The sequence below is a fragment of the Marivivens sp. LCG002 genome, assembly GCF_030264275.1.
Taxonomy (GTDB): domain Bacteria; phylum Pseudomonadota; class Alphaproteobacteria; order Rhodobacterales; family Rhodobacteraceae; genus Marivivens.
The window spans coordinates 1,523,461-1,537,690 of sequence record NZ_CP127165.1; the positions used below are offsets into that span (position 1 = coordinate 1,523,461).

The following is a 14,230-nucleotide window of genomic DNA, read 5'->3' on the forward strand; positions in this document are numbered from 1 at the left end:
CGCGGGAACAAAGAGGTGCTCGGACGGAAAGGAAGCAGCTGGACACCGCCCCGTTCCCGCGCCCGTTCGGGTGGCCCTTAGGCCGCGCCGAATTTCAGAAGCTTGATCGCGTCAAAGTCGGTCACAGCGCCGCCCACACGTTTGGTTGCATAGAAGAGCACATGCGGCTTGGCCGAGAACGGGTCGCGCAAGACGCGCAGATCGGGACGTTCGGCAATGGTATAACCGATAGAGAAATCACCGAATGCGATCGGGGTCGCGCCCACGGCAATGTCTGGCATATCCTCGGCAATGAGAACGGGATAGCCCATCAGACGCGCAGGCTCGCCCGCCGCAAGTCCATCGGTCCAAAGGAAACGCCCGTCTGCATCCTTGAGCTTGCGCACGGCGCCTGCGGTCTTGGAGTTGAGCACGAAACAGGCACCAGCACGGTATTGGGCACCAAGCGCATAGACCAGCTCGATGATCGCGTCGCCGTCCACGTCGATCGTGTCGATCCCCGTCACCACATAGCCGAGATTGCCCCATTCCCAGATTTCATTCTCCAACTTGGGATAGGAGAGGAAGCCGCGCGGTTTGTCGTTGCCGTCACCGCCCACAAAGGCCGCCGCTTCCGAGCGCGCGAACTTGTCCGCGATACGGCCCGCGAGCCAGCCTTCGATGTCGAAAGCGCTGTCGTCAAGCAAGCGCTGCGAGGCTTTGGGCATCGCCGAAAGCTCATGCAGCGGGATCGAGATTCGGTCGATCTGCGGCGTATCGGTTTCGGACATGGAGCCCGTCTCGGACGCCCATCCAGCGCCCATTTCGGTATGGTCGACCAGCACCTCATAAGAGGTCGAATCCACCGCCACCACAGAGGCGATCGAACGGATCGACGCCGAATTGGACAGCGCGCTCTTGATGGTCTCGGAGGTTTGCGGATCGACAAGATAGCCGCCGTCCGCCGCCACCGAAGTCGAGAGCGATTTGCCCTCGAGCGTCAGCCCGCGAAGACCATCGTCTTCACCGCTGCGGACATAGGCCTCGAAGGCCTTTTGATGGGGCGCCTCTTGGGTCGCACCGGCCGAAAGTGCCGGGCGTGCGGCCAGAAGTGTCTTACGATCAAGCTTGTTCATACGCTCATCCTGCTTTTCAAGTTTTTGATTAAGTTTCGAGGTAAACTCGCTGAAATCGCTCACAAATTGCGACACAGCAGCACTCAGGTCCTCGGTCGGAGACACAGTGCCTCCGGCCCCGGACTTTGCGTCTAGGGTGGTCATGTTTCGTCCTTTTTCGGTTGGAGAAAAGTCAGCCGCGCCCTGCGATCACGCGGCCCATTTCGCGAAAGGCCGTCGCAATATCGACGAGAACGCGCGCCTCGGGCGTGTCGAATTTCGCATCGACACGGGCGTCCACTCGGGCGTCGGGCAGCATCGGAAAAGTCACGAGCGACACCTCCCAGAGATCAAGCTCGCTCAGGATGCGCTGCCCCTTGTCGGACTTATGCGACTTGACCGTGCGATAGCCGATGGACAGCCCGTCGATGGCCCCCGCTTCGAGAAGCGCGATCGCCTCGCGCCCCCGCACCACATTGGTCAGAATACGACCCTTGACGCGAAGCCCGACGGCATCCTCGACGACTTCGTCCCAAATGCCGATGGGTTGGGCGGGGTCATGTTGCCAAAGCATTTTGACAAGACCGCCCTTGTCTCTCAGCCGTTTGATCGAAGCGGCATAAGCGCCCTTTTCGACCACATCGCCGCCCTGATCCACCAGTCCGAATTTCGAGGCATAGCCCTCGATCACATGGCCGTCGACGAGCTTCACATCTGCTCCGAGTTTCTGGAATTTATGCTCCAAAGTCATCTTCTCCCCCTCATTTCGTCAGAAGAATTGCCGCTTGCAGCAACGCAAGCACCGCCGCCGAGCACCCGATCACCCAAAGCTGGCGCTCAAGCCGCGAGACGACATAGTCGATCTTGTCGAGACGCATTTCGACTTGGGCGAGCCAGAAATCACTCACGGGGCCGCGCAGCTCGCGGCGGGTTTCCATGTCCACGACCTCACCCTTCATCGCCGACCTCCAAGGCAGGAAGCCCGAGGAGACGGCGCTTTTCCGCATCGGTAAGGAAGGTGGCTTCGCCCACACGGCGCCATTGCGCCTCGCGCTCGCCCGCAAGAGCGGGGATCTGGTCAAGATCGGGACGCAGGTCCAGCCGCAGATCGGTGAAATCCGAAAGCCAATCGGCCAGTGCCGAGGTCACGCGCGCCGCAAGCGGGAGCACCGTCAAACGATAGAAGGCTCGGTTCGCTTCTTGGTAATTGGCATAGGTCGCATCTCCGGGGATACCGAGCAGCATGGGCGGAACTCCAAAGGCAATCGCGATTTCGCGCGCGGCGGCTTCCTTGGTCTTCTGGAACTCCATGTCCGAAGGACTGAACCCCATCGGCTTCCAGTCGAGCCCGCCCTCTAGCAGCATCGGACGCCCTGCGTTGCGCGCACCTTGGTGCTGGGTTTCCATCTCATGCAAAAGACGGTCGTATTGATCCTGCGACAGCGTCGAAGCCCCGTCCGCGCCATGATAAATGATCGCGCCGCTGGGACGTGCCGCATTGTCGAGCAAAGCCTTGGACCAGCGTGATGCCGAATTGTGAACGTCAATCGCGGTGGCCGCCGCCTGAAGCGCCGAGAGACCATAGTGATCGTCTTGCGGATGGAAATTGCGAATATGGCAGATGGGCGAAGCGCCAACCCCGACCGCATAGCGATGCTTGCGCCCGCCGACGGCATAGTCATAGGCCACGGGCCAACCGTCTTCGCCGGGAACAAGGCTCATGCGATCCGAGCGCAGCACATGAAGCTCGACCGGCAACTCGCCCGCGCCAACAGCCTCGACATAGGCGTTCCCCGTGAGCAAAAGCTGGCCGTAAAGCGCCTCGAGGAAAGCCGCACGTCCCTGCGCTGCGTTTGGACGCGCAATCAGCTCTTGCACCGGATGGGTTTCATAGCGGCGCTCGCGGTCTTGAAGAACCAACGGCAAGGATGCGGCAGCCTCTGCAATCATCTTGACCACACGAAAGCCGACAGGATTGCCCGCAAAGCCCTGTTTGGTGAGCGAGACCACATCGCGCGGACTCCATGCCACGCGTCCCGTCGCAAGCGCCACAACCCGACCCGCAGCCGAGGCCTTGACCTCGATCGCGTCGGGTTCTGCCGCTTGCCGTTTCAGAAAATCAAACATTCTTGTCTCCTTGACCCTGCCGAGGCACATGCCCTCGTCCGATCTGATGAAGCCAATGTGACAGTCATGTCTGAAGAAGTGCTGAGGGCACCGCACGGTGCCCCCGCAACACCCCTAGAGGAGCCGCACTTGCGGTCTGCGCCAATGGCTCGCGGGCTCGACCAACAGTTCGGTCAAAGCCCAGACAAGCGCATCCACTCGGTCGGGCGACTTGGCCCCCTGAAACCCGCGCGTGGTCATAAGGCCCATCTGTTCTTCGAGATCGACAAGTCCCCGAAGATGGAACACGCGCCCCTGCTCATAAAGCTGCGCCACAGGTTCGGCGCGGGCCACCTTGCCACGTGTCGCCCGCACGGCCTTGTAAGGGGCGAGAGGGTCAATCTGGCGCACGACGCTTTCGACCAGAGCGCCGCCCTGATTGACTTCGGCCACAAGCCGATCCCCAGCGTGCCGCCTCAGGGCGTCGACCGCAGCCAAGGCCCATTCCTGAGGCGAGGCCGCCGAGACGGTCGCATCCTCAAGCACATAGGCCCGCCAGTCCTGAGGCGGCCCTTGGGTCACGGCCCCGACAACCACGATCCCGCAATCGTCAGAGGAGGCTTTGCCCGTCACAGGAGGATCAACCGCCACCACGATGCGGTCCAGCGCGGGCGCGTCGGAAACCTGAGCACGGGCCAGCGTTGCCGAGGGCCACAAAGCCCCCTCGATCTCGGCCATCAGAACCCCATCAAGCTCCTGTCGCCCCAGATGTGTGCCGCCAAATCGCGCTTCGACCTCTTCAAGGAAACTCACGGCAAGGTTGGCGCGGTTGGCCGAAGTCGGCGCATGGGTCACAACGGTGCTCTTGCGATCCAGAAGATCGCGCAGCACCGGCACATTGCGCGGCGTGGTGGTCACACATGCCCGAGGATGCTCCCCAAGACGCAGACAGAACTGGAGCATATCCCAAGCCTCCTGCCCCTTTTTCCATTTGGCAAGCTCATCCACCCAAGCCCCATCGAACTGCGGCCCGCGAAGCACCTCGGGATCATGCGCGGAGACCGCCATCGCGGTTGCGCCATTGGGCCAGACAAGCATGCGCCGTCCCGCGATCCACTCGGGGCGGCGATCTGGTGGCGAACAGGTCATGATCCCGCTGTCACCAAAGATCATCACCTCGCGCACCTGCTCGTGGGTTTCCCCGACCAATGCCAAGCGAGAGGCACGCCCCCTGTCGCGTGGACGCGGTCCCTCGACCATCGAGCGAACCCACTCGGCCCCAGCCCGCGTTTTACCCGCACCGCGCCCGCCAAGGATCACCCAAGTAGACCAATCCCCATCGGGCGGAAGCTGATGCGGCAGCGCCCAGAATTCAAAGAGATAGAGCAGCCCCTGTAGCGAGGTTTCTGCAATGCCCTCAAGAAAGCCTTTCTGCATCTCGGGCGGCGCGGAGCTTATCCAGCCTGCGCCCGATCTCGCTGCGGATGGCTTCAAAGTCGATGTCACCTTCGCGTTGGACATTGCCTGTTTTGTCATGGAAAGCCTCCTCGGCCTTTTTGATGCTGAAATATGCAGATTGCAGATCGGCGATTTGCGCCCTTATCTGACGGGGCGGCACGGGTTTGCCGCTCTGCATATCGTGGACGAGTTCGGCCAGCGTTTCGGTCACGCTGTCGAACATCTCGATCACCTCGTCGAGCTTGCGCCTCTCGAGGCTCGCCTCGGCCTGATGGCTCCGTTCTTGTGTCATGCGGATTTGCCCTCTTTGTGGACCCGTCCGTTCGAAACGTAAAAAGCGACCAACAGGGCCGAGGCCCAAGGTCGCTTCCTTTCGTTTTCCAGCTTGCCGAATGGTTATAGTCTGCGCGCGTTAAAAAACCCTCACCCCACCGCAAAGCAAAAGGGCCGATCTTTCGACCGGCCCCTTTTATCAGTTGCTGCCTTGCTGGCTTTCGATCTCGCGCCACTTGGCGACGTTGCGGTTATGCTCGTCGAGCGTGACCGCAAAGGCATGACCTCCCGACCCATCCGCCACAAAGAAGATAAAGTCGGTTTCCTCGGGATTGAGCGCCGCCTCGATGCTGGCGCGTCCGGGATTGGCGATCGGCGTCGGCGGAAGCCCGTCGATGACATAGGTGTTATAGGGTGTCTCGCCACGCAGCTCGCTCTGGCGCAGACCGCGACCCAAGACGCCTTCGCCCTTGGTGATCCCGTAAATGACCGTCGGGTCCGTCTGAAGCCGCATGCCCTGACGCAAACGGTTGATAAAGACGCTTGCGACCTGACCGCGCTCTTCGGGAACGCCCGTTTCTTTTTCGATGATCGATGCAAGGATCAGCGCCTCTTCCAACGTATCGAAAGGAAGGTCATCCGCGCGTGTCGACCAAGCCTCGGAAAGGATCTGGCGCTGCGAGGCTTCCATTTTTCCAAGGATTTCAGAGACTTTGGTGCCGGGACGGAACTCATAGGCGTCGGGTGCAAGGATACCTTCGGCAGGCACTTCGGTCACATCCGCTTCAAGCCCGTCGATCTTGGACAGAGAGGTCAGCACCTGCCAGCTGGTGACGCCTTCGGCCACGACAACGCTGTATTGGGTGTCGGGGTCCTCTTTGACGCGGCCATAGGCCTCGGGGGTTTCCTCTTCGTCGGGATTGTATTTGGCAACCTCGACAAAACGGTTCGACGCCGGATCAAGCTCGCGGATTTCAACCTGATTGCGGGTCACGCCCACGCGGTAAACCACTTCGGTGCCGCAAGTGTTCTGCCCGCCGCGGGTCACGATATCGACAATCTCTTCCATCGACGCGCCCGCAGGGATCAGAAAGCTGCCTGCCTTGAGGCTCGGAGCCTTGCCCGAATAATCTGCCCCGATGCGAAAGATAGAAGCCGAGGACAAAGCACCCTGTTCTTCGAGATCCTTGCTCACAACACGCATGTTGGAACCCGAGCGCACCTGAAGACAGATGCCCTGATCCAAGGGACCCGCGCTGGAATATTGCTTTGCGCCCCAAAGCACGACCCCTCCGAGCAGGAAGAGGCCGACAATCAGAAACGTCAGCGCATTAGCAGCAATATGTCGCCACATCAGCTCACTTTCCCGAAGATCACCGATGCGTTGGTGCCGCCAAAGCCAAAGGAGTTCGACAGTGCGATATTGATTTCGCGCTCGCGCTTTTTGTTGGGCGCAAGGTCGACCTTGGTTTCGACCGCAGGGTTATCAAGGTTGATCGTCGGCGGAGCGACCTGATCGCGGATCGCAAGGATCGAGAAAATCGCTTCAATCGCACCTGCCGCACCCAAAAGGTGGCCTGTCATCGACTTGGTCGACGACATCGTGACCTTGGACGCCGCATCCCCCATCATCCGCTCGACAGAGCCAAGCTCGATGGTGTCGGCCATGGTCGATGTGCCGTGGGCGTTGATATAGTCGATGTCCTTGGGCTCGAGACCTGCGTCCTTGAGAGCGGCACGCATGCAGCGCTCTGCGCCTTCACCATCCTCGGAGGGAGCGGTGATGTGATAGGCGTCACCCGACATGCCATAGCCGAGCACTTCGGCGTAAATCTTGGCGCCGCGTGCAACGGCGTGCTCGTATTCCTCGAGAACAACGATGCCCGACCCCTCGCCCATCACGAAACCATCGCGGTCGCTGTCATAGGGACGGCTGGCCGCCTTGGGGTCATCGGCACGTTTGGTCGAGAGCGCTTTGCAGGCGTTGAAGCCCGCGATGCCGATTTCACAGATCGCAGCCTCTGCGCCGCCTGCAACCATCACGTCGGCCGCGCCGTATTTGATAAGACGGGCCGCGTCGCCGATCGCATGAGCACCCGTCGAGCAGGCCGTCACGACCGAATGGTTCGGACCCTTGAAGCCGTATTTGATCGACACCTGACCCGAGATGAGGTTGATCAGAGCACCAGGAATAAAGAACGGCGATACGCGGCGTGCACCCTTTTCCTTGATGAGAAGCGCGGTGTCCGCAATCGTGCCGAGACCGCCGATGCCCGAGCCGATGAGAACGCCTGTGCGGTTCTTCTGATCATCGGTTTCGGCAACCCAGCCCGAGTCCTCGACCGCCTGAATCGCGGCGGCAAGACCGAAGATGATGAACTGGTCGATCTTGCGCTGTTCTTTGGGCGCAAGGTATTTATCGGCGTTGAAGGTGCCGTTCGTGCCATCGCCGCGCTTGACTTCGCAGGCATAGGTGGTTGCCAGATCGCTGGCATCGAACTGCGTGATCGGACCTGCGCCCGACTGACCATCGAGAAGACGGCTCCAGGTCTCTTCGACGCCATCAGCCAACGGCGTTACAAGACCCAATCCGGTTACAACGACACGGCGCATATTCTGCCCTCACCTTTTAGAATATTGTCGGATACTGATAGCGCAGCCCCTATCCAAGGAGCAAGGGCGCAAGCGCTGTTCTAGTGGCAAAAGACCGCTTTACCCCTATGTGTAGCAAAGCTTACGCGCATATTTTCGCGCACCAAAAGAAAAACGGCCCCCCGAAGGAGGCCGTTTGAATACCGGTTCACCGGAAAAAGGGCTTACTGAGCGCCTTCGATGAACTTAACAGCGTCGCCGAACGACTGGATGGTTTCGGCTGCGTCATCGGGGATCTCGATGCCGAATTCTTCTTCGAAAGCCATCACGAGCTCAACGGTGTCAAGGCTGTCAGCGCCAAGATCGTCGATGAACGAAGCGTTCTCGGTGACTTTGTCTTCTTCCACACCAAGGTGCTCTACTACGATCTTACGAACGCGGTCTGCGACGTCGCTCATGTCAATTCCTCACAGTGTCTTGGGCCTTTGCCCGTTCTTTGCTTGCCCCGAAGGGCGGCTCCTAGGCCCTTGATAGGGCGATAACCGACCTGCGCTTGCGCGCCCTCCGGCAAATCTAATGGGCCTATAGCAGAGAATTTACCTGACGCAAACGCTTTCGAAGCGGTTCGGACAGGCAAATCTAGTCTTCTTGTTCGTTCGCAACAGCCCCAAGCAGCGCAACAGCGCATTCACGGACCAGAGGACCCGTTTCTTCGGGAATCGCCTCATGCGGGAAATGGCGGCACACCATGGCCTGAGGCACGTCCCGCACCGCAAGTCGGAGCCGATCCTTCTGGAACCCCGACCGCTCGGCGAACTCCGCGACGGCGGTTTCCCATTCTGTTTCAAGCGTTTCGATCTGCGCAAGCAGCGCATCAGATACCCCCGCCCGAACCATGACCCGCTTGGGAATGCAGAATAGAATCATGGCCTTATCCGGCTCATCTGTGGCCATTCCGACCACCTGCAAAGCCGCCCGCACCGCCGGCCTTTGGCCTGCGCGTTTGAAAATCCAGAGACTTCTCTCGTGATAGGCTTGGACTGCCCAAAGCCATGCCTCGGCCAGAAGATTATCCATCGACCCGTAACGGTGGTAGATCGAGCCCACAGAAACGCCCGTGCCTTGGCTCACCTGTTGGACCGTTGCCGACGGCTCTTTGGTCAGATGATGCGCGAGCCAGCCAAAGACATGCTCGTCCGTAAATTCGGGCTTTCGACCCATCTTTTTCCCTCGCCTTGAAATAAAAAGCGCGAATCTGAATGAAAAGGGACCAAAGAACTCTTGAAAAAATGGCCCTGCCCCGATGGAGCAGAGCCGGAACGCTTAGAGCATCGCCATGCCGCCGTTGACGTGAATCGTGGCGCCCGTGGTGTAACCTGCCTCATTGGATGCCAGATAGAGCACCGCTGCAGCGATCTCTTCGGGCGTGCCCATGCGTGCTGCGGGGATCTGGACGTTGATCTTTTCTTTCTGGTCATCCGTCAGCTTGTCGGTCATCGCAGTCGCGATAAAGCCGGGAGCCACACAGTTCACCGTGATCCCGCGGCTTGCCACTTCATAGGCAATGGATTTGGACATGCCGATCATCCCCGCTTTGGAGGCGGCATAGTTGGCCTGACCGGGGTTGCCTGTGGCACCGACGATGGACGAGATATTGACGATGCGCCCCCAACGGGCCTTCATCATTCCGCGGATCACGCCTTTGCAAAGACGCATGGTCGAGGTGAGGTTCACGTTCAGCACGCTTTCCCATTCATCGTCCGACATCCGCATAAAGAGGTTATCGCGGGTAATCCCTGCGTTGTTGACGAGAATATCGACCGATCCCATCGCCTCTGCAGCCTGTTTGGGCAGAGCATCGACCGCAGCCGCATCGCTCAGGTTACAGGGCAGAACATGCACACGCTCGCCAAGCTCGGCCGCAAGAGCCTCGAGCGGTTCAACCCGCGTCCCCGAAAGCCCGACCGTTGCACCTGCTGCATGGAGCGCTTTGGCGATCTCGCCGCCGATACCACCCGATGCACCTGTCACGAGTGCATTTTTACCTGTTAGATCAAACATCTAATTCTTCCTTTTAAAGTCAAACCAATGCGGCTTTTGCCGCAGCGACATCCTCGGGGGTGCCCACTGCGTTGGTTTCGATTTCTTTGTTGATCCGCTTGATCATACCGGAAAGCGCTTTGCCCGCGCCGATCTCCCAAGCGCTGGTCACGCCCTGTTCGCCCATCCAAAGCACGCTTTCGCGCCAGCGGACCGAGCCCGTCACCTGTTCCACAAGAAGCGAACGGATCACTTCGGGATCGCTCACCGCAGAGGCGCGCACGTTGGCGACCACAGGCACACGCGGCGCGTTGATCGTCACATCGTCGAGGGCTTCGGCCATACGCGCCGCAGCGGGCGCCATCAGCTCGCAATGGAACGGAGCAGACACGGGGAGCAAAAGAGCGCGCTTGGCACCCTTTTCCTTGGCAATCACCAAGGCGCGTTCAACAGCCTCTTTGTGGCCCGAAACGACGACCTGAGACGGGTCGTTGTCGTTTGCCGCCTGACAGACCTGACCTTGGGCAGCTTCTTCGGCAACGGCGCGTGCACCTTCGAAATCAAGCCCGAGGAGAGCCGCCATTGCGCCGACACCGACGGGCACGGCTTCTTGCATGGCAAGACCGCGAATGCGAAGCAAACGCGCGGTGTCCGAAACGCTGATCGCGCCGGCAGCAGCCAGAGCGGAATATTCCCCAAGCGAGTGACCGGCGACGAAATCGGCGGCCGTGATCTCGATCCCTTCGGCCTCGAGCGCGCGCATCGCGGCAAGCGAGGTGGCCATCAGCGCCGGCTGTGCGTTCTGCGTAAGGGTCAGCGTCTCGATCTCGCCTTCCCAGATCAGCGTGGAAAGCTTTTCCCCCAGCGCCTCGTCTACTTCGTCGAAAATCGCCTTGGCGCTCGGATAGGCGTCGGCCAATGCCTTACCCATTCCAATGGTCTGAGCGCCCTGCCCCGGAAATACGAATGCCCGCATGTGTCCCTTCCTTGGTATCGGTTTTTCTGTCCTCTACCGTGTGGAGAGCATCTTCACAAGAAAAGCGAGCATCACGCAACAAAAAGGGCGGCACTTGGGCCACCCTTCTTACCAAACAATCTGTGTCGCGGGCTCAAAACGCGAATTTCGGCTCCGGCAGCGGCTCGCGCTTGCGGGTGTTCATCGGATCGGCCAAGAGATCACGGCCCAGACGATCACGCAGTGCTTCGATCCGAGCCAGAGGACCGCGAGCGACCTCGATGGTCTGGGTCGTATTGCGGTAGCGGATTTTCAAAGTCGCCGTGCCTTTGGCCGATTTTGCGTTGTCGAGAAAAGCCCCACCGATCGAGTCAAAGCCGTAACGGCCGATCAGAGTGGCGCGGCCTGCACGGTTGCGCACAACTTCGCGCACTTCGCCAAGACGAAGGTCGACCTGCAATTCCGAGCGGGAGCCGCGTGTCGCATACCACGCCAGAACACCGGCCATCCCAAGGAAGAACGCCGAGAGGATCGCCTTGGACATGATCGCAGCGCCCGTGAAGGCCATCGAAGGCATCGCCCAAAGCCCCATCGTCGCAACCGCAAACGCTGCGGCCATCGCCCCTGCAGCCAGCTGCATCGCAACCAGAATGCTGTCGCTGCGGCGCATATCGCGGATGATATAGCCCCAATAGGTTTCGTCGAGCGCCATGCTGGCATGGGACATGTCGATGGCGGGCGTGTCGAAACCGGTGCGGAATTCGTCTGTTGCAGGCATAAGGCTCATTGGATCGCTCCTTGTTTGGTTGATCCCAAGAGACCTTTCAATTAGGGCTGAAAAGCGGCAGACCTCAGTCAGAGCCAAGGCATTCCAAAGGTATTGTTCTGACCCTGAAAAACTCGCGGGGCCGCACCTGAAAGCCCTTGTGTTCGGGGGCGCCGCATGTATAAGGCCCCATCCTTCCGCGGTTATATATGAACTGCGCAGTCTCTCGTGGGTGGGGTGCGGAAGGTTTCATTCCCCCTCCCTTTGAAATGCGCCGCAATGACAGGAGCGAACATGCCGCTTTACGAGCATGTCTTTATCTCGCGTCAGGACTTGTCCAACACGCAGGCTGAAGGTCTTATCGAACACTTCTCGACCGTTATCTCCGACAACGGCGGCAAGGTAGTTGGCACCGAATACTGGGGTGTCAAGACGATGGCCTACAAGATCAACAAGAACCGCAAGGGCCACTACGCCTACCTGCGCACCGACGCACCGTCGGCTGCCGTTCAGGAAATGGAGCGTCTGATGGGTCTGCATGACGACGTCATGCGCGTTCTGACCATCAAGGTCGAAAGCCACGAAGATGGCCCCTCGGTCCAGATGCAGAAGCGTGACGAGCGCGAACCGCGCCGCGAACGCCGCTAAGTTGATCACGAAAGGACACTAAGTCATGGCAGCTAAACCGTTTTTCCGCCGTCGCAAGTCGGACCCCTTTGAGGGCGAAGGCGCACCGGTGATCGATTACAAAGACACCCGTCTTCTCCAGCGCTACATCTCCGAGCGCGGTAAAATCGTTCCCGCCCGTATCACCGCCGTAGGCGCCAAGAACCAGCGTAAACTTGCTCAGGCAATCAAGCGCGCCCGTTTCTTGGCCCTGCTGCCCTACGCCGTTAAGTAAGAGGAGCTACTCCAATGGACGTTATCCTTCTTGAACGCGTGGCCAAGCTTGGCCAGATGGGCGATGTCGTTTCCGTAAAGGACGGCTACGCACGTAACTTCCTCCTGCCGCAGGGCAAAGCCCTTCGTGCAAACGAGGCCAACAAAGCCCGCTTCGAAGCCGACAAAGCTCAGCTCGAAGCCCGCAACCTCGAAACCAAAAAAGAAGCAGAAGCACTTGCTGATCGCCTGAACGGCCAGCAGTTCATCGTGATTCGTTCGGCTTCCGACGGTGGTTCGCTCTACGGTTCGGTCACTCCGCGTGACATCGCCGATGTTGCGACCGCTGGTGGTTTCTCGGTCGACCGCAAGCAGGTTGTTCTGCTCGCCGGTATCAAGGACCTCGGCCTGCACACCGTTAACGTTGTGCTTCACCCCGAAGTCACTGCCCAGATCACGATCAACGTTGCTCGTTCGACCGAAGAAGCCGAAATTCAGGCTTCGGGCAAGTCGATCCAGGAACTCGCAGCTGAAGAAGAAGCTGCTGCCGATTTCGAAATGTCGAACCTGTTCGACGATATCGGTGGTGCTGCTTCGGACGAAGACGGCGCAGACGAGTAATCGTCCCGCAGTTTCGCGACAAGTCAAAGGCCGTGCCTCGTGCACGGCCTTTTCTTTTGCGTCACCCTCTGGCCCCTCGCCCGTTTTGCCCCTAGCGTCGATAAGGCAAGGAGGCGCCATGCTCGATTTTCTCTCTCAGGTCAGTTGGACGTCTTTCATGATCGCAATGATCATGATCGAACTCACGCCCGGTCCGAATATGGGCTGGCTCGCCGCACTCTCGGCGCAGCAAGGTCGCAAGACAGGGCTCATCGCGGTTCTGGGAATTACGCTCGGTCTTGCCGTTCAGGTGGTCGCCGCCGCAACAGGGCTCGCCGCCATCGCGGGGCAATCGGACATCGTGTTTCAGGCGCTGCGCTGGTCGGGCGTTGGCTTCATGCTCTATCTTGCTTGGCGGGCTTGGGTCGAAACCGCCGAGAATGCCCCCGCATCAAGCGATTTGAACGCTTCGTTCCGACGCGGGCTGGTGTCGAACCTTCTCAATCCCAAGGCGCTCGTCTTCTATATGGTTGTGGTCGGCCAATTCACCGCCCCCGAGCAAGGTGCCATCTGGCTCCAGATCCTTGCACTCGGCGGGATCCACCTTTTGATTGCCGCGTTTGTCCATACCCTGATCGTTGTATTGGGAAGCACGATCGGCAATCTCTTTGATGAATGGCGCAGCAAAGCGAGCGTGCGGCTTGGCTTTTCCCTCGCCCTTGCGGCGATTGCCGTCTGGATCGCCTTCTCAACCCGCTGAGGGGCTCAACCATTCAAAGGCTTTGACCAAGACGTCTTTGCCCTGACCAAAGACGCAAGACCCGTGGGCGATCACAACATTCTCGGTCGGAAGTGCCAGCATCGCTTTGACCGTCTTCCGCGCCTTCTTTCGCTCGGTAAAAAATCGGGTTTTTCGCGGCACGGCGGGCAATTCGCCCGTGATCAAATTCAATATGGCAACCCACCTACGCCAACCATCGAAATTCGACCGCGGTAGACACTGGAGAACATCCGCAAAAATCATTGTTCGGCTTTTGGCGTGATAGATGACGGCCTCGTCCCAATGCACCGTAGGATAACAGAACATGAGAATTTCGCCATTGAAGTCAAAGTTCTCAAGCACCTCGTCCACATAGACGTTAAGGTGCCGCTTCGAGAACGAAGCCGGCGCATAAAGCTTGGCTGCAGGAAACGCGCGAATCCATTCCCGCAAGAACAGATGATGATAGGCATTGGGGGCGATGAAATGCGCCACTTTGCCCAAAGAGCCCACGGTCTCCAAAAGCGCGTCCGATGCTTCGATGGGTGACCAGACAACCAGTTCACCATTTTCGAGACGGATAACAGCCATTCTGGTCGGATATTTGAATCCCGCCAGATCCAGCGTTGTGCCGTCAAAGAGCCAAATGTCTTGCCCTAACTCCAACGATAAGAGTCTCCAGTCTTATTCAACCAGAAGATATCGAA

Annotated in this window: 18 protein-coding genes; 4 read left to right on the forward strand and 14 right to left on the reverse strand. The window is 59.3% G+C overall.

Going from position 1 to position 14,230, the window contains the following annotated elements; genetic code table 11:
- Positions 1-77: 77 nt before the first annotated feature.
- The 13 genes from QQG91_RS07535 to QQG91_RS07595 all read right to left on the reverse strand — a co-directional run bounded on the left by QQG91_RS07535 (position 78) and on the right by QQG91_RS07595 (position 11,305).
- The gene (locus tag QQG91_RS07535; protein ID WP_285769613.1) at positions 78-1,259 is read right to left on the reverse strand and encodes a phage major capsid protein; all 1,182 of its coding nucleotides are present in this window, start codon (positions 1,257-1,259) and stop codon (positions 78-80) included.
- Between the two features lie 28 nt (positions 1,260-1,287).
- Positions 1,288-1,845: an HK97 family phage prohead protease gene (locus tag QQG91_RS07540; RefSeq protein ID WP_285769614.1), complete on the reverse strand. Its 558-nt coding sequence runs from the start codon at positions 1,843-1,845 to the stop codon at positions 1,288-1,290.
- A 10-nt stretch (positions 1,846-1,855) separates the two neighbouring features.
- Positions 1,856-2,053 carry a hypothetical protein gene (locus tag QQG91_RS07545; protein WP_285769615.1) on the reverse strand — a complete coding sequence of 66 codons (198 nt, stop codon included), beginning with the start codon at positions 2,051-2,053 and terminating at the stop codon, positions 1,856-1,858.
- Entirely contained in the window at positions 2,043-3,221 is a 1,179-nt protein-coding gene (locus QQG91_RS07550) for a phage portal protein (RefSeq protein WP_285769616.1), read from the reverse strand. The genes QQG91_RS07545 and QQG91_RS07550 overlap by 11 nt, the downstream gene beginning before the upstream one ends.
- 114 nt (positions 3,222-3,335) lie before the next feature.
- Positions 3,336-4,637 carry a DNA-packaging protein gene (locus QQG91_RS07555; protein ID WP_285769617.1) on the reverse strand — a complete coding sequence of 434 codons (1,302 nt, stop codon included), beginning with the start codon at positions 4,635-4,637 and terminating at the stop codon, positions 3,336-3,338.
- Positions 4,618-4,950 carry a hypothetical protein gene (locus QQG91_RS07560; RefSeq protein ID WP_285769618.1) on the reverse strand — a complete coding sequence of 111 codons (333 nt, stop codon included), beginning with the start codon at positions 4,948-4,950 and terminating at the stop codon, positions 4,618-4,620. The genes QQG91_RS07555 and QQG91_RS07560 overlap by 20 nt, the downstream gene beginning before the upstream one ends.
- A 180-nt stretch (positions 4,951-5,130) precedes the next feature.
- Positions 5,131-6,285, reverse strand: a complete 1,155-nt coding sequence (gene mltG, locus QQG91_RS07565) for an endolytic transglycosylase MltG (protein WP_285769619.1) — start codon at positions 6,283-6,285, stop codon at positions 5,131-5,133.
- Complete coding sequence (gene fabF, locus QQG91_RS07570; RefSeq protein ID WP_285769620.1) at positions 6,285-7,544, reverse strand: beta-ketoacyl-ACP synthase II; 1,260 nt, start codon at positions 7,542-7,544, stop codon at positions 6,285-6,287. The genes mltG and fabF overlap by 1 nt, the downstream gene beginning before the upstream one ends.
- A gap of 203 nt (positions 7,545-7,747) precedes the next feature.
- Complete coding sequence (locus QQG91_RS07575) at positions 7,748-7,981, reverse strand: acyl carrier protein (protein ID WP_285769621.1); 234 nt, start codon at positions 7,979-7,981, stop codon at positions 7,748-7,750.
- A gap of 181 nt (positions 7,982-8,162) precedes the next feature.
- Positions 8,163-8,744 carry a TetR/AcrR family transcriptional regulator gene (locus QQG91_RS07580; protein ID WP_285769622.1) on the reverse strand — a complete coding sequence of 194 codons (582 nt, stop codon included), beginning with the start codon at positions 8,742-8,744 and terminating at the stop codon, positions 8,163-8,165.
- A 102-nt stretch (positions 8,745-8,846) separates the two neighbouring features.
- Positions 8,847-9,584, reverse strand: coding sequence for a 3-oxoacyl-[acyl-carrier-protein] reductase (gene fabG / locus QQG91_RS07585; protein ID WP_285769623.1), 738 nt, complete (start codon positions 9,582-9,584; stop codon positions 8,847-8,849).
- 19 nt (positions 9,585-9,603) lie between these two features.
- Complete coding sequence (gene fabD, locus QQG91_RS07590; protein ID WP_285769624.1) at positions 9,604-10,539, reverse strand: ACP S-malonyltransferase; 936 nt, start codon at positions 10,537-10,539, stop codon at positions 9,604-9,606.
- A 133-nt stretch (positions 10,540-10,672) separates the two neighbouring features.
- Positions 10,673-11,305: a hypothetical protein gene (locus QQG91_RS07595; protein ID WP_285769625.1), complete on the reverse strand. Its 633-nt coding sequence runs from the start codon at positions 11,303-11,305 to the stop codon at positions 10,673-10,675.
- Positions 11,306-11,578: 273 nt separating this feature from the next.
- On the opposite strand from QQG91_RS07595, the gene rpsF reads away from it, so the two are divergent.
- The 4 genes from rpsF to QQG91_RS07615 all read left to right on the forward strand — a co-directional run bounded on the left by rpsF (position 11,579) and on the right by QQG91_RS07615 (position 13,523).
- Positions 11,579-11,932 carry a 30S ribosomal protein S6 gene (rpsF, locus tag QQG91_RS07600; protein ID WP_285772331.1) on the forward strand — a complete coding sequence of 118 codons (354 nt, stop codon included), beginning with the start codon at positions 11,579-11,581 and terminating at the stop codon, positions 11,930-11,932.
- Positions 11,933-11,957: 25 nt separating this feature from the next.
- Positions 11,958-12,185: a 30S ribosomal protein S18 gene (gene rpsR / locus QQG91_RS07605; protein WP_285769626.1), complete on the forward strand. Its 228-nt coding sequence runs from the start codon at positions 11,958-11,960 to the stop codon at positions 12,183-12,185.
- A 14-nt stretch (positions 12,186-12,199) separates the two neighbouring features.
- Positions 12,200-12,784 (forward strand): 50S ribosomal protein L9, encoded by a 585-nt coding sequence (gene rplI / locus QQG91_RS07610; protein ID WP_285769627.1) that lies wholly within the window; start codon positions 12,200-12,202, stop codon positions 12,782-12,784.
- A gap of 118 nt (positions 12,785-12,902) precedes the next feature.
- The gene (locus QQG91_RS07615; protein ID WP_285769628.1) at positions 12,903-13,523 is read left to right on the forward strand and encodes a LysE family translocator; all 621 of its coding nucleotides are present in this window, start codon (positions 12,903-12,905) and stop codon (positions 13,521-13,523) included.
- Here QQG91_RS07615 and QQG91_RS07620 read toward each other — a convergent pair.
- Positions 13,512-14,189: a DUF4336 domain-containing protein gene (locus QQG91_RS07620; RefSeq protein ID WP_285769629.1), complete on the reverse strand. Its 678-nt coding sequence runs from the start codon at positions 14,187-14,189 to the stop codon at positions 13,512-13,514. The two genes, QQG91_RS07615 and QQG91_RS07620, sit on opposite strands and share 12 nt — an antisense overlap.
- Positions 14,190-14,230: the final 41 nt, after the last annotated feature.